The 19683-nt window shown below is 66.0% G+C and carries 18 protein-coding genes; 13 read left to right on the top strand and 5 right to left on the bottom strand.

Going from position 1 to position 19683, the window contains the following annotated elements; genetic code table 11:
* Positions 1 to 153: 153 nt before the first annotated feature.
* Entirely contained in the window at positions 154 to 1257 is a 1104-nt protein-coding gene (locus tag J8I82_RS01720; RefSeq protein WP_209754071.1) for a mandelate racemase/muconate lactonizing enzyme family protein, read from the bottom strand.
* A gap of 285 nt (positions 1258 to 1542) precedes the next feature.
* On the opposite strand from J8I82_RS01720, the gene J8I82_RS01715 reads away from it, so the two are divergent.
* From J8I82_RS01715 to pcaD, 3 genes are read left to right on the top strand one after another with little or no spacing between them, the layout of a single operon-like run.
* Positions 1543 to 2694, top strand: a complete 1152-nt coding sequence (locus tag J8I82_RS01715; protein WP_209754069.1) for a muconate/chloromuconate family cycloisomerase — start codon at positions 1543 to 1545, stop codon at positions 2692 to 2694.
* Positions 2695 to 2728: 34 nt separating this feature from the next.
* On the top strand, positions 2729 to 3007 hold the full coding sequence (gene catC, locus J8I82_RS01710; protein ID WP_029048466.1) for a muconolactone Delta-isomerase: 279 nt from the start codon (positions 2729 to 2731) through the stop codon (positions 3005 to 3007).
* 13 nt (positions 3008 to 3020) lie between these two features.
* Entirely contained in the window at positions 3021 to 3803 is a 783-nt protein-coding gene (gene pcaD, locus J8I82_RS01705) for a 3-oxoadipate enol-lactonase (protein ID WP_209754067.1), read from the top strand.
* A gap of 31 nt (positions 3804 to 3834) precedes the next feature.
* On the opposite strand, the gene J8I82_RS01700 is transcribed toward pcaD, so the two are convergent.
* A complete protein-coding gene (locus tag J8I82_RS01700) occupies positions 3835 to 5244 on the bottom strand; it encodes an aminotransferase-like domain-containing protein (protein ID WP_245179298.1) in 1410 nt (469 codons plus the stop codon).
* A gap of 153 nt (positions 5245 to 5397) precedes the next feature.
* Between J8I82_RS01700 and cyoA the strand changes: the two genes are divergently transcribed.
* The 9 genes from cyoA (at position 5398) to J8I82_RS01655 (ending at position 15676) form a co-directional block, all read left to right on the top strand.
* Positions 5398 to 6408 carry a ubiquinol oxidase subunit II gene (cyoA, locus tag J8I82_RS01695; protein ID WP_209754063.1) on the top strand — a complete coding sequence of 337 codons (1011 nt, stop codon included), beginning with the start codon at positions 5398 to 5400 and terminating at the stop codon, positions 6406 to 6408.
* 1 nt (position 6409) lies between these two features.
* On the top strand, positions 6410 to 8386 hold the full coding sequence (gene cyoB, locus J8I82_RS01690) for a cytochrome o ubiquinol oxidase subunit I (protein ID WP_209754061.1): 1977 nt from the start codon (positions 6410 to 6412) through the stop codon (positions 8384 to 8386).
* A gap of 3 nt (positions 8387 to 8389) precedes the next feature.
* On the top strand, positions 8390 to 9046 hold the full coding sequence (gene cyoC / locus J8I82_RS01685) for a cytochrome o ubiquinol oxidase subunit III (protein ID WP_209754058.1): 657 nt from the start codon (positions 8390 to 8392) through the stop codon (positions 9044 to 9046).
* Complete coding sequence (gene cyoD / locus J8I82_RS01680) at positions 9043 to 9420, top strand: cytochrome o ubiquinol oxidase subunit IV (RefSeq protein ID WP_209754056.1); 378 nt, start codon at positions 9043 to 9045, stop codon at positions 9418 to 9420. The genes cyoC and cyoD overlap by 4 nt, the downstream gene beginning before the upstream one ends.
* Before the next feature lie 28 nt (positions 9421 to 9448).
* Positions 9449 to 11161 (top strand): nitrite/sulfite reductase, encoded by a 1713-nt coding sequence (locus tag J8I82_RS01675; RefSeq protein WP_209754054.1) that lies wholly within the window; start codon positions 9449 to 9451, stop codon positions 11159 to 11161.
* A gap of 29 nt (positions 11162 to 11190) precedes the next feature.
* Positions 11191 to 11436 carry a hypothetical protein gene (locus tag J8I82_RS01670; protein WP_209754052.1) on the top strand — a complete coding sequence of 82 codons (246 nt, stop codon included), beginning with the start codon at positions 11191 to 11193 and terminating at the stop codon, positions 11434 to 11436.
* A 282-nt stretch (positions 11437 to 11718) separates the two neighbouring features.
* Positions 11719 to 11943: a DUF2188 domain-containing protein gene (locus J8I82_RS01665; RefSeq protein ID WP_209754050.1), complete on the top strand. Its 225-nt coding sequence runs from the start codon at positions 11719 to 11721 to the stop codon at positions 11941 to 11943.
* 512 nt (positions 11944 to 12455) lie between these two features.
* Entirely contained in the window at positions 12456 to 13406 is a 951-nt protein-coding gene (locus tag J8I82_RS01660; RefSeq protein WP_431831519.1) for a Bug family tripartite tricarboxylate transporter substrate binding protein, read from the top strand.
* A 494-nt stretch (positions 13407 to 13900) separates the two neighbouring features.
* Positions 13901 to 15676 carry an ABC transporter ATP-binding protein/permease gene (locus J8I82_RS01655; protein WP_209754046.1) on the top strand — a complete coding sequence of 592 codons (1776 nt, stop codon included), beginning with the start codon at positions 13901 to 13903 and terminating at the stop codon, positions 15674 to 15676.
* Positions 15677 to 15858: 182 nt separating this feature from the next.
* Here the strand turns inward: J8I82_RS01655 and J8I82_RS01650 are convergent, their stop codons facing one another.
* Together J8I82_RS01650 and J8I82_RS01645 are read right to left on the bottom strand one after the other, a co-directional pair.
* On the bottom strand, positions 15859 to 16290 hold the full coding sequence (locus J8I82_RS01650) for a universal stress protein (protein WP_209754044.1): 432 nt from the start codon (positions 16288 to 16290) through the stop codon (positions 15859 to 15861).
* A gap of 142 nt (positions 16291 to 16432) precedes the next feature.
* Positions 16433 to 17428, bottom strand: coding sequence for a Bug family tripartite tricarboxylate transporter substrate binding protein (locus J8I82_RS01645; protein WP_209754042.1), 996 nt, complete (start codon positions 17426 to 17428; stop codon positions 16433 to 16435).
* Positions 17429 to 17664: 236 nt separating this feature from the next.
* On the opposite strand from J8I82_RS01645, the gene J8I82_RS01640 reads away from it, so the two are divergent.
* The gene (locus J8I82_RS01640; RefSeq protein WP_029048445.1) at positions 17665 to 17988 is read left to right on the top strand and encodes a hypothetical protein; all 324 of its coding nucleotides are present in this window, start codon (positions 17665 to 17667) and stop codon (positions 17986 to 17988) included.
* 72 nt (positions 17989 to 18060) lie between these two features.
* On the opposite strand, the gene aceB is transcribed toward J8I82_RS01640, so the two are convergent.
* Positions 18061 to 19647, bottom strand: a complete 1587-nt coding sequence (gene aceB / locus J8I82_RS01635; RefSeq protein ID WP_209754040.1) for a malate synthase A — start codon at positions 19645 to 19647, stop codon at positions 18061 to 18063.
* Positions 19648 to 19683 lie beyond the last annotated feature (36 nt).

The following is a 19683-nucleotide window of genomic DNA, read 5'->3' as shown; positions in this document are numbered from 1 at the left end:
GACATTTCTAAGCAGGTTGGGTGGCGCAGGAATCGAACAGCGTGGGGCGCTGACGGTGCGACGGAATGGGTGCGGTGTTGGTACCGCCCCCGCACTTTCCGCAGACCGTTGGGCTGCAGGCAACTTTGCCTGCAGGGTCGGCAGGAACCGGAATCAGGCGACCTGGTAGCGCCGGATCACCTCAGGATCGGGATCGATACCCAGCCCCGGCCCGTCCGGCACCCGGATCATCCCGTCGCGCGGCAGCACCGCATCGCCGAGCACCCGGGCCTCCATGTCAAAGTAGCGCCATTCGATCATGGCGCGCGCATCGCCGAGGGCCGCCGTGGCATGGACGCTGGCCAGCAGTCCGGGACCGTCGTAGAAGGTATGGACCATCACCTGCGTGTTGTGCGCCTCGGCCAGCGCGAATACCTTGCGCAGCGGGCTGATGCCGCCCATCTTGGCCGGGCTGGGCTGGACGATGTCGACAGCGCCGGCGCCGAGCATCTGGTGGAAGTCCATCAGCGTCGAGGCATTCTCGCCCGCCGCAACCGCAATGCCGCATTGCCGGCGCAACGCGGCAAGTCCGGCATAGTTCTCCGGCGGCCACAGCGGCTCCTCGAGCCAGCGCAGCGACAGCGGCGCCAGTGCGCGCGCCATGTCGATGGCCTCGGCCAGCGACCAGGGGCAGTTCACATCCAGCGTGATTTCGATATCCGGCCCGGCTGCCTCGCGCGCGGCACGTATGACGGCGAGGTCCACCTCGTGCAGCTTGACGCTGCGATAGCCATCGGCGATCGCGCGCTGCAGGTTGGCCGCGATCGTGGCGCGGTCGGCGTAGCGGATCAGGCTGGCATACGCGGGCAGGTATTCCCGCCGCGTTCCGCCCAGCAGCCGGTACAGCGGCAGGCCGGCGGCCTTGCCGCAGATATCCCACAGCGCGATATCGAGCGCCGACAGCCCGTACAGCACGGCGCCACTGCGCCCGAAGACGTGGAACCGGCGCTGCAGGTCGAGGCCGAGCGCCTCAGGCTGCGTGGCATCCATGCCGATGCACGCGGGCGCCAGCAGTTGGTCGAGCGCCGCCTTGGCCATCGGGATGCCGATAAAGCCGAAGGTTTCGCCCCAGCCCACGATGCCGTCGTCCGTGGTCACCTTGACCAGCAGCGAATCGGCGGCCTGCAAACCCGCCCCGCCCCACACGCCGGCGGCGGAGACCCCGCCGACCGTGAATGGCACGCGCAGCACGATGGTGTCGATCGACGCAATCTTCATGGCTCGCCTCCCGCGGCCGCCGCAGCCCCGGAGACCCGGCTGGCTGCATGGCTGCGTTCACAATATAGGCGAGCGCGTGCGATCCGGCCGCGCCCTGCTGGCGGGCCCGGGGAGCGGAGCAGATTCCAGCGCACCGCCGACACCTGGTAGCCGTCGGCGCCGTTCTCGGCCTGCAGCCGGCGGCAATCCATACTTTTGAAGTATCAAATCAGACGACAACGGTCTTGGACAGCTGAAAAATAGCCATCCATACTCCGATGCAACATTCAACTGCATCAGGAAGGTATGAAAGTGGCGACACAATCCAGCTCTGCGGCCATCGAGTCGATCGAGGCCATCCTGGTCGACCTGCCGACCATCCGCCCGCACCAGCTCGCCATGGCGACCATGCAGCGGCAGACCCTCGTGATCGTCCGGCTGCGCTGCGCCGATGGCGTGGAAGGCATCGGCGAGGCCACCACCATTGGCGGCCTGTCCTATGGCGATGAAAGCCCCGAGGGCATCAAGCTGACCATCGACACTTACCTGGCGCCGGCGCTGCTCGGGCAGGACGCCACCAACGTGCATGCCGCCATGGCACGGCTGAACAAGGTGGCGCGCGGCAACCGCTTCGCCAAGTCGGCGCTGGAGACCGCGCTGCTGGACGCGCAGGGCAAGCGCCTGGGCGTGCCGCTGTCGACGCTGCTGGGCGGTGCCGTGCGGGACACGCTGCCGGTGCTGTGGACGCTGGCCAGCGGCGATACCGCGCGCGACATCGACGAGGCCGAGCGCCTGCTGGCCGAGCGCCGCCACGACACCTTCAAGCTCAAGATCGGCCGGCGCGGCGTGCGCGAGGACGTGGCCCACGTGTCCGCGATCAAGCGCGCGCTGGGCGACCGTGCCCGCGTCACCGTCGACGTCAACCAGGCCTGGAACGAAGCGGATGCCGCCACCGGCATCGCCATGCTCGAAGCCGCCGGCATCGACCTGATCGAGCAGCCCACGCCGCGCGAGCAGCGCACCGCGCTGGCCCGGCTGGCGGCGCGCTTCGTCGTGCCCATCATGGCCGACGAAGCCGTGTGCGGCCCCGAGGACGCGATGGAACTGGCCCGCCTTGGCGCCGCCGACGTGTTCGCGCTGAAGATCGCCAAGTCCGGCGGCATCTTCGGCATGCTGCGCACCGCCGCGGTCGGCGATGCGGCCGGCATCGCGCTGTATGGCGGCACCATGCTGGAAGGCAGCGTCGGCACCATCGCCGCGGCCCATGGCTTCGCCACGCTGCCGCAACTGGCCTGGGGCACCGAGCTGTTCGGCCCGCTGCTGCTCAAGGACGATATCGTGCTGGAGCGGCCGGTGTACCGCGACTTTGCGCTGCACCTGCCGCAAGGGCCCGGCCTGGGGATCGCGCTCGACGAAGACAAGCTGGCGCACTATCGCCGCGACAGCGGTCGCGCCTGAATTTTCACCACCAGACTGGAACGAGGAGAACCCGATGCTGTATCTGGTAAGAATGGACGTGAACCTGCCGCACGACATGCCCGCCGCGCAGGCCGACGAGATCAAGGCGCGCGAGAAGGCCTACGCGCAGGACCTGCAGCGCCAGGGCAAGTGGCTGCACCTGTACCGCGTGGTCGGCGAGTATGCCAACTACAGCGTGTTCGACGTCGAGTCGAACGAGGCGCTGCACAACCTGCTGTCGGCCCTGCCGCTGTTCCCGTACATGAAGATCGCCGTCACGCCGCTGGCGCCGCATCCGTCTTCGATCCGCTGAGCGAGGCCGCGTCATGAGCATTGCCTCCCGTGACGGGCTGCGCCTGCACTACGAACTCCAGGGCCCGGCCGGCGCGCCGGTGCTGGTCATGTCCAACTCGCTCGGCACCAACCTGTCGATGTGGGATCCGCAGATGCCGGCGCTGCTGGAGCGCTTCCGCGTGCTGCGCTACGACACGCGCGGCCATGGCGCCTCCGCCGTGCCGGCCGCGCCGTTCGGCATGGCCGAGCTGGGCGCCGACGTGCTCGCCGTGATGGACCACGCCGGCGTCGGTCGCGCGCACTTCTGCGGCCTGTCGATGGGCGGCATGACCGGCATCTGGCTGGCGCGTCATCACCCCGAACGCTTCGGCCGCTTCGTGCTGGCCAATACCGCGGCGCTGATCGGCCCGCCTTCCGGCTGGAACACCCGCATCGAGCGCGTGCAGGCCGAAGGCATGGCAGCCATCGCCGAAGGCGTGCTGGCCCGCTGGTTCACTCCGGCGGCGCTCGCCGGCGATCCGGCGCGCCTGGCGCCGGTGTTGTCGATGCTCGCCTCGACCGATGCCGACGGCTATATCGCCAATTGCGCCGCGGTGCGCGATGCCGACCTGCGCGGCCTGCTGGCCGGCATTGAGGCGCGCGTGCTGGTGATCGCTGGTGTGCAGGATGCCGCCACCACGCCCGAACAGGGGCGCGAACTGGCCAATGGCATTGCCAACGCCGAGTATCTCGCGCTCAATGCGGCGCATCTGTCGAACTGGGAATTGCCGGCGGAGTTTTCGGACGCGGTGATCAACTTCGTTTTTCACGCCTGACGTCGGCGCCGCCTGCGCGACGCCAGGCGGTTCACACCACCATCCCCACCTCCGACGCCGGCCGGCGCTCCAGCAGCGCCGCCAGCTTCCTCAGCGCCAGCGACAGCTGCGCGTGGCTGTCCACGCCCCCGAGCGAGATGCGGATGGCATTGGGCGCGTCGGGCCCGTCCCAGAACGCGTCGGAAGGCGTGACCCGCAGGTCTTCCGCCAGCGCGGCGCGGGTCAACTGCTGCGCCGACCACTGGGCGGGCAAGCGGTGCCATACGTGGATGGCGCTGGGCGGCAGCTGCCCGATCCCGCTCAGCCACCGGCTTGCCAGTGCGCACCGCGCCAGCGCTTCAGTGCGGATGCCTTCGAGCAGCTGCATGGCCGAGCCGTCATGGATCCATTGCGTGGCCAGCGCCGCGGTCATCGGCGCGGCCATCAGCGCAAAGGCGCGCAGCGCTGCCAGCAGGTCGCCGCTACCCCTGCCCTCCGGCAACAGGACATAGGCAGTGCGCAAGCCCGGCGTGAGCGCCTTGGACAGCGTCGCGACGTAGCAGGTGCGCTCGGGCGCAAAGCTGGCGAGCGGCGGCGGTGCCGACGGCGTCAGCAGCCAGTACGGGTCATCCTCCAGCAAGGCGATATCGCATTGCTGCGCGGTCCTGGCGATCTCTGCCCGGCGCGAGGCCGGCATGGTGTGCGTGGTCGGATTCTGCGCCGTCGGGTTGAGGTAGGCCAGCGTGGCCCCTTTGGCGCGCGCCGCGGCAAGCGCATCAGGCAGCATCCCGTCCGCGTCGCACGGCGCGATCAGCGCGCGCCGGCCCAGTTGCGCCGCCGCGGCGCGGATGCCCGGGTAGGCCAGCGGCTCGGTCACGATCGCCTCGCCGGGCCGCGTACGGCTCAGGATCACGGCGGCCAGCGCGGACTGCGCGCCGGGGCACACCACCAGCCGCGCGGTGTCGACCTGCCCGAACATCGGCGCCAGCCAGAGCGCGCCGGCCGACCGGTCCGATGCACTGCCGCCGCCAAGCTGGTAGGTCATCAGCAGGTGCGGGTCGCTGCGCAGCAGGACCTGGTTCAGGCCACGCCGCAACAGGTCCTGGAAGTCCACGCCCGCCGGCGGCGGCGGCACGTTCATGCTCATGTCGACAACCCGCGCGAGTTCCGCGCGCGGCGCGGCGATGAAGGTGCCAAGCGCGCCCCTGGCTTCGATCAGCTGGCGCCGCCGCGCCTCGTTATAGGCGCGCGTCACCGTGGTCAGGTCAACGCCGAGGGATTTCGCGAGGTTGCGCTGCGGTGGCACGCGGTCGCCAGCCACCAGCCGGCCTTCGCCGATTGCCTGCTCGATGAAATCGACGATCTGCAGATACCGGGCCCCGCCGGATGCCGTGATCCGCAGATCCCATGGGCTGGCGATCCGATCAGCGCTGCGGCCATCTTGTATGGACTCTGTCGCCAAATTTTTCCTCGATGTATGGCCTTTGTCTTCGACTAGCATGCCAGACATTGTCGAGGGAATCCATACAAGCCACGCTTCCGCGCGGCTGACGCAGCACTTGAAGCGGAGCGCGTGGCCGGATGCCTTCGGTAATCCGTAACCAAGGTGTCCGACATGCTCAAACCTACCGCCGGGCCGGCAAACAAAGATCGACAAGGCCCGCTGCCCCACCCTTCCCCCAGGCTCAGTCCATCGCCCGCCCGGCCGCCTCGCATCGGCGCGCTGCTGCTGGCCGCCGGCCTTAGCGCCCTGCTCAGCGGCTGCAACCTCGAACTGCTCAATCCCAAGGGCAGCGTCGGCGAGCAGGAAAAATCGCTGATCCTGATCGCGCTGTTCGTCATGCTGATGGTCGTCATCCCGGTGATCTTCCTGACGCTGTGGTTTGCCTGGCGCTACCGCGAAAGCAACACGCGCGCGACCTACGCGCCCAGGTGGTCGCACTCGACCGGGATCGAGATCGTCGTGTGGGGCATCCCGTGCGTCATCGTGGCCTGCCTGGCCGTGCTGATCTGGGATTCGACGCACAAGCTCGACCCCTATCGGCCGCTCGAGTCCGAGGTCAAGCCGCTGCAGGTCGATGTCATCGCGCTGAACTGGAAATGGCTGTTCATCTACCCCGAATATGGCGTCGCCTCGGTCAACCAGCTCGCCATCCCGGTCGGCACGCCGGTCAACTTCCGGCTGACCGCGGAATCGATGATGAATGCCTTCTTCATTCCGCAGCTTGGCAGCATGGTCTACACCATGGCAGGCATGCAGACCCGCCTGCACCTGATCGCCGACACGCCGGGCGTCTATCTCGGCCAGTCCGCGGCCTACAGCGGCGCGGGCTTCTCGGACATGCATTTCAAGACCCTGGCGACCTCGCGCGAGGACTTCGACGCGTGGATCGGCAAGGCCCGGGCCTCGGCCCGGGCGCTTGACGCGAACACCTACCGCGCGCTGGAGCAGCCCAGCACCAAGGATCCCGTCGCGCTCTATGCATCGGTAGCGCCAAAGCTGTTCGACCAGGTCGTCGACAAGACCATGCAGGCCAACGGCGCGATCTGCCGCGCGAACACCCCCGAATCACTGCAGGCCTTCCAACGCGTCCCGTCGGCGCTCCCCGGCCGCATGGAGCAATGACATGCTAGGAAAACTCAACCTCGAGGCGATCCCCTACCACGAGCCGATCATCATGGTGACGCTCGCCGTGGTGCTGGTGCTGGGCGCCGCGCTGCTCGGCGCGATCACGAAATTCGGCAAGTGGAAATACCTGTGGACCGAATGGATCTGCTCGGTCGACCACAAGAAAGTCGGCGTGATGTACATCATCCTGGCGCTGGTCATGCTGCTGCGCGGCTTCGCCGACGCGATCCTGATGCGCACGCAGCAGGCCGTCGCCTACGGCGACGCCGCCGGCTACCTGCCGCCGCACCACTATGACCAGATCTTCACCGCGCACGGCGTGATCATGATCTTCTACGTGGCCACGCCGCTGGTGGTGGGCCTGATGAACGTGATCGTGCCGCTGCAGATCGGCGCGCGCGACGTGGCCTTCCCGTTCGTCAACTCGCTCAGTTTCTGGCTGTCGGCCATGGGCGCGGTGCTGGTGATGCTGTCGATGTTTGTCGGCGACTTCGCCGCGACCGGCTGGGTGGCCTACCCGCCGTTGTCCGAACTCGGCTACAGCCCGACCGTCGGCGTGGACTACTACATCTGGTCATTGCAGATATCCGGGCTCGGCACCACGCTGACCGGCATCAACTTCATCGTCACCATCCTGCGCATGCGCGCGCCGGGCCTGACCCTGATGAAGATGCCGGTGTTCACCTGGACCGCGCTGATCACCAACATCCTGATCGTCGCCATCTTCCCGGTGCTGACCGCCACGCTGGCCCTGCTCACCGCCGACCGCTACCTCGGCATGCATTTCTTCACCAACGAGCTGGGCGGGAACGCCATGATGTACGTGAACCTGATCTGGATCTGGGGGCACCCCGAGGTCTATGTGCTGATCCTGCCCGCGTTCGGCGCGTTCTCCGAAATCATCGCCACGTTCTCGCGCAAGCCGCTGTTCGGCTACAAGTCGATGGTCTATGCCACCTCGTCGATCGGCGTGCTGTCGTTCTTCGTCTGGCTGCACCACTTCTTCACCATGGGCTCGGGCGCCAACGTCAATGCCTTCTTCGGCATCATGACGTCGATCATCTCGATCCCCACCGGCGTGAAGCTGTTCAACTGGCTGTTCACCATGTACCGGGGCAGGATCCGCTTCCATACCTCGACCATGTGGACCATCGGCTTCATGGTGACGTTCGCGGTCGGCGGCATGACCGGCGTGCTGCTGGCAGTGCCGGGCGCCGACTTCGTGCTGCACAACAGCCTGTTCCTGGTGGCCCACTTCCATAACGTGATCATCGGCGGCGTGCTGTTCGGCTGCCTGGCCGCGATCAGCTTCTGGTTCCCCAAGGTGTTCGGCTTCAAGCTGAACGAGTTCTGGGGCAAGGTCTCGTTCTGGTGCTGGCTGGCCGGCTTCTTCCTGGCCTTCATGCCGCTCTACGTGCTGGGCTTCAAGGGCATGACCCGCCGGATGAACCACTACGCCAATGTGGACTGGCATCCCTACCTGGTGGTAGCGATGATCGGCGCCTTCGTCATCGGCGCCGGCGTCCTGGCCATGATCGTGCAACTGGCCGTCAGCATCCGCGACCGCAAGCAGAACCAGGACCTGACCGGCGATCCGTGGGACGGCCGCAGCCTGGAATGGTCGACGGCATCGCCGGCGCCGTTCTACAACTTCGCGAAGGTGCCGCACATCACTTCGCTGGAACAGCACTGGGACGACAAGGAAGCCGGACGCGCATGGCGCCAGCCGGCCCGCTACGAGGACATCCACATGCCACGCCCCACCGCGGCCGGCTTCCTCGTGTCCGTGTTCGGGCTGGTGTTCTGCTTCGCGCTGGTCTGGCACATGTGGCTGGTTGCCATCGCCGGGCTGGTCGGCGCGATCGCGACCTTCGTGCTGCGCAGCTACGACCGCAACGTGGACTACTACGTCCCGGCCGCCGAAGTCGAGCGCATCGAGCGCGCCCGCTACGCCCAACTGCAGCAAGCTGCCTGAGCCATGAATCCGACGCTATCCCCTACCCTGCACCATCCGGGCGCGGACGCCACACACGCGACCGCACACGACACCGCGCACGCTGCCGACCACGGCCATCACGATGCCGCCGCCCATACCACGCTGGGCTTCTGGCTCTACCTGATGAGCGACTGCCTGATCTTCGCGGTGCTGTTCGCCACCTTTGGCGTGCTGTCCGGCAATACGGCGGGCGGACCGGGCGGGCGGCAACTGTTCGAGCTGCCGTTCGTGTTCGCCGAAACCATGGTGCTGCTGCTGAGCAGCTACACCTTCGGCCTGGCCATGCTGCGGCAGGACGCGAATGCCGCGCCGCGCATGATCCGCTGGCTCGCGGCCACCTTCGTGCTGGGCGCGCTGTTCGTCGCCATGGAGGTCTACGAGTTCGCCCACCTGCTGCACCAGGGCGCCGGCCCCGGCGTGAGCGCCTACCTGTCGGCCTTCTTCATGCTGGTCGGCACGCACGGCCTGCACGTCACCGCGGGCCTGTTCTGGCTGGCGGTGATGATCCACCAGATCCGGCGTTTCGGCCTCGACGACATCGTGCGCCGCCGGCTGGCGTGCCTGAGCCTGTTCTGGCACTTCCTGGACCTGGTCTGGATCTGCGTCTTCACCTTCATCTACCTGCGGGAGTTCGCATGAAGCCGTCCCATCTGCATTCCGTCCATCCGGGCGAGCACGCCAGCCACGGCAGCGTGCGCAGCTACACCACCGGCCTGCTGCTGTCGGTCGCGCTCACCGTGGCGTCGTTTGCCACGGTCATGACGGGGGCGCTGCAGAGCCATGCCGCGATCACGCTGGTGGTGGGCCTGTGCGTCGCGCAGTTGCTGGTGCAGCTGGTGTATTTCCTGCACCTGGGCACCGGTCCCGGCCAGCGCGGCAACACCGCCATCTTCGCCTGTACCGGCTTCCTGATCGTCATCGTCGTTGCCGGCTCGCTGTGGGTGATGCACAACGCCGACCTCAACATGATGCCGACCGACATGTCCATCGAACGGGCACGGGCAAAAGACTAGCGCCCCGGGGCGCAAGGAGACCTTCACCATGTATGTCTATGACGAGATCGACCAGAGGCTGGTCGACGAACGGGTCGTGCAGTTCACCGACCAGACCCGCCGCTTCCTGGACGGCGAGCTCGACGAGGAAGAATTCCGCGTGCTGCGGCTGCAGAACGGCCTGTACATCCAGCGCCATGCCCCCATGCTGCGCGTGGCCATTCCCTACGGCATGCTGGCTTCACGGCAGCTGCGCAAGCTGGCGGAGATTGCGCGCCGCTGGGACCGCGGCTACGGGCACTTCAGCACGCGGCAGAACCTGCAGTTCAACTGGCCGCGCCTGGAAGACGCGCCCGCCATCCTCGCGGAACTCGCCACCGTGCAGATGCACGCGATCCAGACCAGCGGCAACTGCATCCGCAACACCACCACCGACCACTTCGCCGGCATCGCGCCCGACGAGCTGGTGAACCCGCTGGTGTGGTGCGAGATCGTGCGGCAATGGTCGATGCTGCACCCTGAGTTCGCCTACTTGCCGCGCAAGTTCAAGATCGCGATCAGCGGCGCCACCACCGACCGGGCCGCGGTCGGCGTCCACGACATCGGGCTGCAGGCGGTGGAGCAGGACGGCCAGGTCGGCTTCCGCGTGTGGGTCGGCGGCGGCATGGGGCGCACGCCCATGGTGGGCAAGCTGATCAATCCCTTCGTGGCCTGGCAGGACCTGCTGACCTACCTGCAGGCCACGCTGCGCGTCTACAACCTGCATGGCAGGCGCGACAACAAATACAAGGCGCGCATCAAGATCCTGGTGAAGGACCTCACGCCCGAGGTTTTCCGCGAACAGGTTGCGCAGCAGTGGCAGCGCATCCGGGGAGGCCCGGATACCGTCACCGAAGACTTCGTTGCGGCGGTGGCCGCGCGCTTCACGGTGCCGCCATACGATCTCACCGCAGTACACGATGCCGACGAGAGCGCCGGACTCGCCCGAACCGACCGCGCATTCCGGCTCTGGCTGCACAGCAACGTCCATCCGCACCGCGTTCCGGGCTATGCGGCAGTGACCGCATCGCTCAAGGCAACCGGCCGCGCACCCGGCGATATCACTGCCGGGCAGATGGACCTGATGGCCGACCTCGCCGAGCGCCACGGCTTTGGCGAACTGCGTGTCTCGCACGAGCAGAACCTGATCCTGGCCGATGTGCGGCGCAGCGGCCTGCCCGCGCTGTGGCGCGCGCTGGATGCCGCCGGCCTCGCCACGCCCAACGTCGGCAGGATCACCAACATCATCGCCTGCCCGGGCGGCGACTTCTGCTCGCTCGCCAATGCGGTGTCGATTCCGCTGGCGCAGGCGATCCAGGAACGTTTCGAGGATCTCGACCATGTGCACGACATCGGCGAGCTCGACCTGAACATCTCGGGCTGCATCAATTCGTGCGGGCACCACCATGTCGGCCATATCGGCATCCTTGGCGTCGACAAGGCCGGGGAGGCCTGGTACCAGGTCACCATCGGCGGGCGGCAGAACGGCGCCGACAGCCGGGACGGCCACGCGGGCGGCGGCGCCGCGATCGGCCGCATCATCGGCCCGTCGTTCGCGCAGGAACAGGTGCCGGACGTGGTCGAGCGGCTGATCGGCACCTACCTCGCGCACCGCGACAGCGATGCCGAGCGCTTCGTCGACGTGGTCGCGCGGATCGGCCTCGCGCCGTTCCAGGCGGCCGTCTACCCGGACGGCAACAAGCGCGGCGCGGCGGTGCGTTAGCCATCATGGATCCACGTTGAGGATAACCGATGCTTGCCCGATTCCTGCCGTGTCCCAGCGCCAGCCCCGACGACCTGTGGTCCGCAATCGCCGGCCTCTCCGCCGGGCAACTGCATACGATCATCGATATCGCCAGTGCATCGCCTGAACCGACGACGGACCTGGATGCCTTCAGGCGCCGCGTCCTTGGCGTTTTCGGCAACGTCGCCGGCTTCGCCCCGGCGCCGTTGCCGGAATCGGTTCTCCGGGAACTGTGGGAAAAGTACCGGGCCTGAAGAACGAGAACGCCGAGAACGCCAAGAAAGCCGGGAAAACCGGGAAAACCGCGCGTCACGGCGCGCGGGCTTCACGAAGTCAGCCACAGCGGCCTCAGCCGGCGTCCCAGGCATGCACGCCCGGTGGAACTGCCTGCGCTTCTACGCCGTCCCGGGATCTGGTGTGTGCTCGCGCCCCTACTTTCGCCATCGTGATCCACGAAAGTAAGAAATCGCCCGACAGTCGCAGCCACGAAAGGCCTCTACACCTAAGTCATGGAATCTTGGGAATGAGGTAACGAAATGACTGTTACGACGATTCACGTAGTGCCGGTGGATGGGGGGCAGTGGGCTGTGGAGGGCGATGAGACGGGCCCCGAGACGACCTACGGCTCCCGTGCCGAAGCCATCGCCGCTGGCGTTCACAAGGCCCTGGAAAACGAGGCAATATTGCTGATTCTCGGCCGCTCGCGCGAGCGTAGCGAGCCGGATTTCGGGAACAACGACCTTACGCCTGAACGAAACTAGCGCCGAATATGTCCCGCTGCCATCAGGGATCGACGTCATGGCAAAGAGACATGTCACCCCGTCAGATGACGCATATCCGCTCGCCGTCAGGAGCGAAAGGATTTTCGAAGACGCCATGCGGCAGGTACGCGAGGCGCGCCTGGCCATCGTCAAGACCAGGACAGTGCTGGCCGTGATAAGGGCCAATGACAATGCGAGACGCCACAAATGCGGCCGCACGCGGGAGGGGTGATGGGCTGGCCTGCGTCGGGCGTAATGGTGGCGCGTGCAGGTGCCGGTCGTTGGCGACTACCGTGAGAGGCCGCAGTTTGGCACCGTGCCCCGACCGCTTATCGCACACTGACTTCACGGAAAGCGTTCCGCCGCAGCCTCATGGCAGGTACCTGCCTCGCCTGCTCCGGCATAATCAATCGGCGGTTTCACCGCTGGAACCTGCCGCAGGGCGGGAAGAAAAATTGCCATAGCAGGAGACGTAGTTGAGCATTTCGAATCGCGCGGCGCGCAGCGTCCGTCTGGTGACGCTCGCCATCACGAGTGCCGTTATCGGCCATGCGGCATTTGCGGCCGACGCCTGGCCGAGCCGGCCGATCAAGGTCATCGTTCCCTATACCCCCGGCGGGTCCACCGACACGGTATCCCGGGTCGTGTTCGAGAAGGTTTCGCAAAGCCTCGGCCAGCCCATCATCATCGAGAACAAGCCCGGCGCGAACAGTACGCTCGGCGTTGGCGTTGCCGCGCGCTCGGCGCCGGACGGCTACACCTTTGTCTCGGTGCTCGCGGCCTACAGCGCCAACATGTCGCTGTATTCCAAGCTGAGCTACAAGCCTTCGGACCTCGTGCCGGTGGCGGAGATGGCGGAGCTGCCGCTGTTCCTGTTCGCGAGCAAGAAGGTGCCCGCAAAGACCGTTGCCGAACTGGTGGACTATGGCAAGAAGCATCCCAACACGCTGACATTCGGCTCAAGCGGCGTAGGTAGCTCGGCGCACCTGACGGGCGAGCGGTTTGCCATGGAATCGAAGGTCAAGATGACCCATGTGCCGTACAACGGCAGCGCACCGATCCTGCCGGCGCTTGTTTCCGGCGAGGTGTCAGTGGCATTCGATCCGCTGCTGGTGCCGATGCCGCACGTGAAGTCGGGCAAGATCAATGTGCTGGCCGTCGCCTCGGCCAAGCGCTGGCCGGGCGAGCCGAATATCCCGACGATGGAAGAATCGGGCTTCCCGGGCTTCGTCATGAGTTCCTGGACCGGCCTTTTGGCACCAGCCGGCACGCCCGCACCCGTGGTTGACCGCATGGCCAGGGAAATCGCCGCGGCAACGCGCAGCCCCGACGTGGCAAAGAAGCTGACCGAACTGGGCTTCGTGCCGGCAGGTGGTTCATCGGAGGAATTCCGCAAGGTGATCGAGCGCGATATCGCCCGCTATGGCCAGATCGTCAAGGCGGGAAAGATTACCCTCGACTGAGACCGGCGCTGCTGCGGCGACAGGCGAGCAAGCCCCGCCTCAAGGCCGCAGCCGCACCTGCACATCGCCCCGCGGTCACCCACATTGGCCGGCGGGTGGAGCGCGCCAGCGCGGCCCTCGTCATCCCGGCCAGCCCTTCAGCGACAACTTGTCGTTCAGGGCCAGGCGCATGCTACACGGTTGTCCATGCGCATCCGAATCCATAGCAAGAGGGAACGCATCGAAGCGGAAACTGCACGTACGCAGGGAACGGCTTGCAAAGCTCGCTTGTAGCGGCTTGGTCACCCCTTTGCCACGAGCGGGTCCGACGTTGCCGCCAACACCGCACACCGTGCGCCGGCGCGAAAAAAAACGAGCGCCGAGTGAATGAATTCTGGCCAGGCGTGGATTTTGCTGGCCTATATTTCATCCAGAGATTTCTCCTGCTGGTCCGCTTCGTTGCAGCACGACGAATGTGCGTGGCGGCAGGGAATCCGTCTGCGCTGGAGAGTCAGATGAGCGTCGTGCCCGAGCCAAGGGTTGCCGGCACCACTTCGACCCGCAAGAAACGTCCGGGCGCCCCCACGCGCCACGTGTGGACCCGTTACTGGGCGATTGCCCGCCCCTACTGGTTTTCGCGTGAGCGATGGAAGGCGTCCGGCCTGCTGCTCCTGCTGATCCTGCTGCTGCTCGGCCAGACGCAGGCCGAAGTCTGGATCAACGAACAGACCGGCGAATTCACTTCGGCCCTGGCGGCGCAAGATGCCGACCGCTTCTGGGGCTCGATCCAGAAGTGCCTCTACATCCTGCTCGGCGCCGTTCCCATCTATTCCTCCTACTATTTCCTGCGCAACAAGCTGGGCCTGCTGTGGCGACGATGGCTCACCCGTCACTACCTCGACGGGTACTTCAAGGACCGGACTTATTACAAGCTCAACGCCAACGCGGCGATCGACAATCCGGACCAGCGCATCACCGAAGACATCAATACCTTCACCAAGCAATCGCTGTATTTCCTGTCGATCGGCATCGGCGCGCTGCTGCAGCTGATCGCCTTCAGCGCCGTGCTGTGGTCGATTTCCCAGATGCTGGTCTACTTCCTGGTGGTCTACGCCATCGCCGGGAGCTTCGTCTCGATGTACTTCTTCGGGCGAGTGCTGATCGGGCTGAACTTCTTCCAGCTCAAGCGCGAGGCGGATTTCCGCTTCAGCCTGATCCGCGTGCGCGAGAACGCCGAATCGATCGCCTTCTACCGCGGCGAGGCGCTGGAATCGTCGCATGTCAGCGGCCGCTTCGAGCAGGCCTTCCGCAACTTCGACAAGCTCATCAAGTGGCAGCTGAGCCTGAACACATTCCAGTACGGCTACGGCTTCCTGACCATCCTGCTGCCGAGCGCCATCGTCGCCTCGCATGTGCTGTCCGGTGAAATGGAGGTCGGGCGCGCGATCCAGGCCGCGGGCGCGTTCGCCGCGGTGCTGAATGCGCTGACGGTAATCGTCGACAACTTCGAAGAGCTGGCCCGCTTTGTCGCCGGTCTGGACCGGCTGGATACCTTCGCCAGCACACTGGCCGACTCGCCGGCCAAACCTGGCAAACCTGGCAAACCAGCAGAGCCGGCGCCGACGATCGAGGCGGTGCAGGACTCGCGCCTGTCGCTGCTGCACGTGACGCTGCGCACGCCGAACCTGGAACGCACGCTGGTGCGCGACCTGACGGTGTCGGCCGATCCCGGCGAAGGGCTGCTGATCGTCGGCGCCAGCGGCGGGGGCAAGAGCTCGCTGATGCGCGCCATTGCCGGACTGTGGACCAGCGGCAGCGGCTGCATCATGCGCCCACGTCCGCAGGACATGCTGTTCCTGCCGCAGCACCCGTACATGGTGGTCGGCAGCCTGCGCGGCCAGCTGCTCTACCCCAACCACATCGGGCAGCACATCGCCGACGACGAGCTGATCCGGCTGCTGGAGCTGGTGAACCTTGGCAGCATCGTCGACCGCTTCGGCGGCCTCGACACCGAAGTGGACTGGGGCAAGGTGCTGTCGCTGGGCGAGCAGCAGCGGCTGACGATCGGGCGCGTGCTGCTGTCGCGACCCCGTTATGTGATGCTCGACGAGGCCACCAGCGCACTCGATATCGCCAACGAGGAAGGCATGTACCGGTTGCTGGCCGGCATGGACGCGACGCTGGTCAGCGTCAGCCATCGTCCGTCGCTGCTCAAGTACCACCACCAGGTGCTGGAACTCGATGGCGCCGGCGGCTGGAAAGTGAGTCCGAGCCGGGGCTACAGCTTCTGACCGCCGGCGCGGGCGTGTTCGCGTTCCGGCAATCGCCGGCTCGCGAATCGGCATTTGAGCCGCACGGCGGCTGTCCCTGTCATCAGACCCCGTGGTATGGAAAACGCAGCGCACGCCTGCGGGCTTCGATGACAGATCCCGCGCCCGTCACAATGCCCCTCGAACGCGGCCTGCGGCAGACCCTAGCGGTAGACCAGAACGGGGATCCTGCAGTGGGTCAGCACCTTCTGCGTTTCGCTGCCGACCAGCAGCCCTTCCAGGCCGCGCCGCCCGTGCGACGCCATGAAAATCACGTCACAGCCGTGCTTGGCGGCGGCATCGATGATGCCCTTGTACGGCACTGACGTGCTCATGTCGGTCTGGCAGGTCACGCCAGCCTCGGTGGCCGCCGCGACAACCGCGGCCAGCACCGCGCTGGCCCGCTCGGCCTCATGTTCCTCATAGGCCTTTCGCCGAGGATGGCCGGCATCCCCCGAGGACAGGTAGGGATATTCCTCCATGCACGTATACGCCGTCAGCTTCGCTCCGCCCGCCTTGACGAAATTGATCGCGGCCGCCATGGCGACCTTGGAAAGCTCCGAGCCATCGGTGGCCAGCAAGATGTGCTTAAACACGATTCCCTCCATAGGCTGCTGATTCTTGGTTGCCGCGGCATGGCGCCGCAGCAAGGTTCAGTATGGACAATAAATCGCGTCACGCCAGAGCCTGGCGCTCAGCTCCGGCAGCTCTGGCCGGCACCGGGGCCGCCTGGCGGCCTCAATTCTCGATCTTGAAGCCGATTTCCTTGATGAACTGGCCCCAGCGCGCATGATCGGTCCGGATCTGCGCGGCAAAGGCCTCGGGCGTGACCGCCTGCGCCGGCAGCACGCCAACGCCGGCCAGCCGCTTCTGGTAAGCCGGATCGGCCAGCACCTTGCGCACGGCTTCCGACACCGCATCGACCGTTGCCTTGGGCATGCCCTTAGGCCCGAACAGGGCGAAATAGCCGCTAAGTTGCTCCATCTCCTGGAAACCCAGCTCACGGAACGTCGGCGCGCCAGGCGCCAGCTCCGAACGTTCCGGGATGGTGGTCGCCAGCACCTTGGTCTTGCCGGCCTGGTATAGCGGCACGCCGGTGGTCAGGCCGTCGATCATCAGCGGCACCACGCCGCCCACCAGATCCTGCGTGGCCGGCGCCGAGCCCTTGTACAGCACCGGCTCCAGGTTGGTGCCAGCCAGCCGGTTGAACAGCAGCGGGCCGAAGTGCGACGACGTGCCCGGGCCGTACGAGGCGGAATGGATCGGCTTGCCCGGATTGGCCTTGGAGTAGGCGATCAATTCTTTCAGCGTGGAATATGGGGCGTCCTTGTTGGCGGCAAGCAGCACCGGGGCGCGGCCAAGTTCGGCCAGCGCAGTCAGGTCGGTCAGCGGATCGTAGGGCACGCGGTTGATATGCGCGCCCGAGGTGGCGGACGATCCCAGCGTCACCAGCAGCGTCTGACCATCGTTCCTGGCGCGGATCACGTCCTGCGTGGCAGGAATGGTGGCGCCGCCAGGCTTGTTCTCCACCACCACCGACTGGCCCGTCACGCGGCCAAGATAGTCGGCAAACAGCCGCGCCACCACGTCGGTACCGCCACCGGGCGGATAGGCCACCACCAGCCGGATCGGCCGCGCGGGCCACTGCTGCGCCATGGCATACGGCGCCACGCCGGCTGTTGCGGCAACGGCCACGGCAACGGCGGCGGTGCCCAGGAACTGTCGACGGTCCATGTCTGAAGTCTCCGCTTTGATGTGGTGGGCCGCGCTGGCGGCGGGCACTTCATATTAGAGTGAGTTGCGACGCGGTACATGCGGGGTTTTCCAGCATGACGCGGATCCGGATTGCGTTCGGTAACTGGGCTGTTCCCGCGACTCTTGCTACGCTGCTATGTAAGCCGCCGCCCCTGCATGCATGCGCTGGTATGAACATTGCACATGATCGGCTCGGCACGGCCCAAGGAGTGATCATGCAAGAGCTGGCCTTCCGCACCCTGCTGTACCGCTACTTTTTCTTCAACTGGCTGTTCCGCGACGCCAGCCGGGGAAGCCATGCCGAACGGGCCCACGCCTGGCATTTCAACAAGGCGCGTGCGCACTGGCTGCCGACATATATGCGGCGCTGGCTGTGGTGCGGGGTCTTCTTCTATGCCGTTGGCAGCGTGGTGGAAGGCGTGCTGTGCGCGCCGGTGCTGTCGGCGCTGTTCTACGTGCCGGGCGCGCTCAGCGTGCCGGTCAACGTCATCATCATGGTGCTCTGGATCGGGCTGAAGACGCTGCCCGGGCCGCTGTAAAAGGAAGCGGCACAAAAAAAACCGCACCCATCAGGCTGCGGTTCTTGTACATGCCGGAGCAGTGCGGCCTGCTCAGACCTCTTCGTACAGCGGCAGCGTCAGGAACTCGGCGAAATCCTCCGACGTCGACATCTGCTCGAAGATTTCGGCAGCGCGGTCATAGGTCTTGGTGTCGCCGCCGACCAGTTCCTTCACCTTGGCCAGTTCTTCCGGAATCAATTTGCGCACCAGCTCGGCCGTGACCTTGGTGCCGTCTTCCAGCTTGCCCTTCGGCGAGCGGATCCACTGCCACACCTGCGAGCGCGAGATCTCGGCGGTAGCGGCGTCTTCCATCAGGTTGTGGATCGGCACGCAGCCGTTGCCGGCCAGCCAGGCGCCCAGGTAGTGGATGCCGACGTTGATGTTCATGCGCAGGCCGTGCTCGGTGATCGGCGTTTCCGGCTTGAAGTCGAGCAGGTCGGCGCCCTTCACCTGCACGTCCGGACGCTGCTTCTCGAACTGGTTCGGCTTGTCGCCCAGCACTGCCACGAATTCCTTCATGGCCGGCTCGACCAGGCCCGGGTGCGCCACCCAGCCGCCATCGTAGCCGTCGGTGGCATCGCGGCGCTTGTCGCTGATGATGCCTTCCATGGCGATGGCGTTCTTCTCCGGATCGTTCTTGATCGGGATCAGCGCGCTCATGCCGCCGATGGCGGGGGCGCCGCGGGAATGGCAGGTCTTGAGCAGCAGCAGCGCGTAGGCGCGCATGAACGGCGCGGTCATCGTGACCTTGGCGCGGTCGGCCAGGCAGAAGTCCTTGTCGTTCTTGAACTTCTTGATGCACGAGAAGATGTAGTCCCAGCGGCCGGCGTTCAGGCCGGCGCTGTGCTCGCGCAGCTCATACAGGATCTCTTCCATCTCGAACGCGGCGAGGATGGTCTCGATCAGCACGGTGGCCTTGATGGTGCCTTGCGGCAGGCCGATTTCGTTCTGCGCCATCACGAAGATGTCGTTCCACAGGCGCGCTTCCAGATGGCTCTCCATCTTGGGCAGGTAGAAGAACGGGCCGGCGCCGCGCGCGATCTGTTCCTGGGCGTTGTGGAACAGGAACAGCGCGAAGTCGAAAATGCCGCCCGAGACGCGCTTGCCGTCGATGGTGACGTGCTTTTCGTCCAGGTGCCAGCCGCGCGGACGCACCTGCAGCGTGGCGATCTTGTCGTTCAGCTTGTATTGCTTGCCCTTCGATTCCAGCGTCAGCGTGCGGCGCACGGCAGCCTTCAGGTTGACCTGGCCCTGCAGCTGGTTGTGCCAGTTGGGGGTGTTGGAATCCTCGAAGTCGGTCATGTAGCTGTCAGCGCCCGAGTTGAAGGCGTTGATCACCATCTTGGCTTCGACCGGGCCGGTGATTTCCACGCGGCGGCATTCCAGCGCCTTGGGCACAGGGGCAACCTTCCAGTCGCCTTCGCGGATGCTCTTGGTTTGCGGCAGGAAATCGGGGACTTCGCCGGCGTCCAGGCGCTTGGCGCGCTCGACGCGCGCTGCCAGCAGTTCCTGACGGCGCGGCTCGAAGGCGCGATGCAGCTTGTCTACCAGGGCCAGGGCTTCCGGCGTGAGGATATCTTCGTAGGCCGGCAGGATTTCGCCGGTAATCTTCATGCCCGCGGGCAGCGTGATAGCCATCAGTGTTCTCCTGTTAAACGATAGCGATAGCTTTGG

It is taken from the genome of Cupriavidus consociatus, assembly GCF_017814975.1.
GTDB classification, from domain to species: domain Bacteria; phylum Pseudomonadota; class Gammaproteobacteria; order Burkholderiales; family Burkholderiaceae; genus Cupriavidus; species Cupriavidus consociatus.
The sequence above is the reverse complement of the archived record's forward strand: the minus strand, read 5'-3'. Positions and strand labels throughout refer to the sequence as shown.

Bases quoted from the DNA above. Each gene is read 5' to 3' on its own strand.
- J8I82_RS01720 (WP_209754071.1), bottom strand. From the start codon at position 1,257: ATGAAGATTGCGTCGATCGACACCATCGTGCTGCGCGTGCCATTCACG.
- J8I82_RS01715 (WP_209754069.1), top strand. From the start codon at position 1,543: ATGAAAGTGGCGACACAATCCAGCTCTGCGGCCATCGAGTCGATCGAG.
- catC (WP_029048466.1), top strand. From the start codon at position 2,729: ATGCTGTATCTGGTAAGAATGGACGTGAACCTGCCGCACGACATGCCC.
- pcaD (WP_209754067.1), top strand. From the start codon at position 3,021: ATGAGCATTGCCTCCCGTGACGGGCTGCGCCTGCACTACGAACTCCAG.
- cyoA (WP_209754063.1), top strand. From the start codon at position 5,398: ATGCTCAAACCTACCGCCGGGCCGGCAAACAAAGATCGACAAGGCCCG.
- cyoB (WP_209754061.1), top strand. From the start codon at position 6,410: ATGCTAGGAAAACTCAACCTCGAGGCGATCCCCTACCACGAGCCGATC.
- cyoC (WP_209754058.1), top strand. From the start codon at position 8,390: ATGAATCCGACGCTATCCCCTACCCTGCACCATCCGGGCGCGGACGCC.
- cyoD (WP_209754056.1), top strand. From the start codon at position 9,043: ATGAAGCCGTCCCATCTGCATTCCGTCCATCCGGGCGAGCACGCCAGC.
- J8I82_RS01675 (WP_209754054.1), top strand. From the start codon at position 9,449: ATGTATGTCTATGACGAGATCGACCAGAGGCTGGTCGACGAACGGGTC.
- J8I82_RS01670 (WP_209754052.1), top strand. From the start codon at position 11,191: ATGCTTGCCCGATTCCTGCCGTGTCCCAGCGCCAGCCCCGACGACCTG.
- J8I82_RS01665 (WP_209754050.1), top strand. From the start codon at position 11,719: ATGACTGTTACGACGATTCACGTAGTGCCGGTGGATGGGGGGCAGTGG.
- J8I82_RS01655 (WP_209754046.1), top strand. From the start codon at position 13,901: ATGAGCGTCGTGCCCGAGCCAAGGGTTGCCGGCACCACTTCGACCCGC.
- J8I82_RS01645 (WP_209754042.1), bottom strand. From the start codon at position 17,428: ATGGACCGTCGACAGTTCCTGGGCACCGCCGCCGTTGCCGTGGCCGTT.
- J8I82_RS01640 (WP_029048445.1), top strand. From the start codon at position 17,665: ATGCAAGAGCTGGCCTTCCGCACCCTGCTGTACCGCTACTTTTTCTTC.
- aceB (WP_209754040.1), bottom strand. From the start codon at position 19,647: ATGGCTATCACGCTGCCCGCGGGCATGAAGATTACCGGCGAAATCCTG.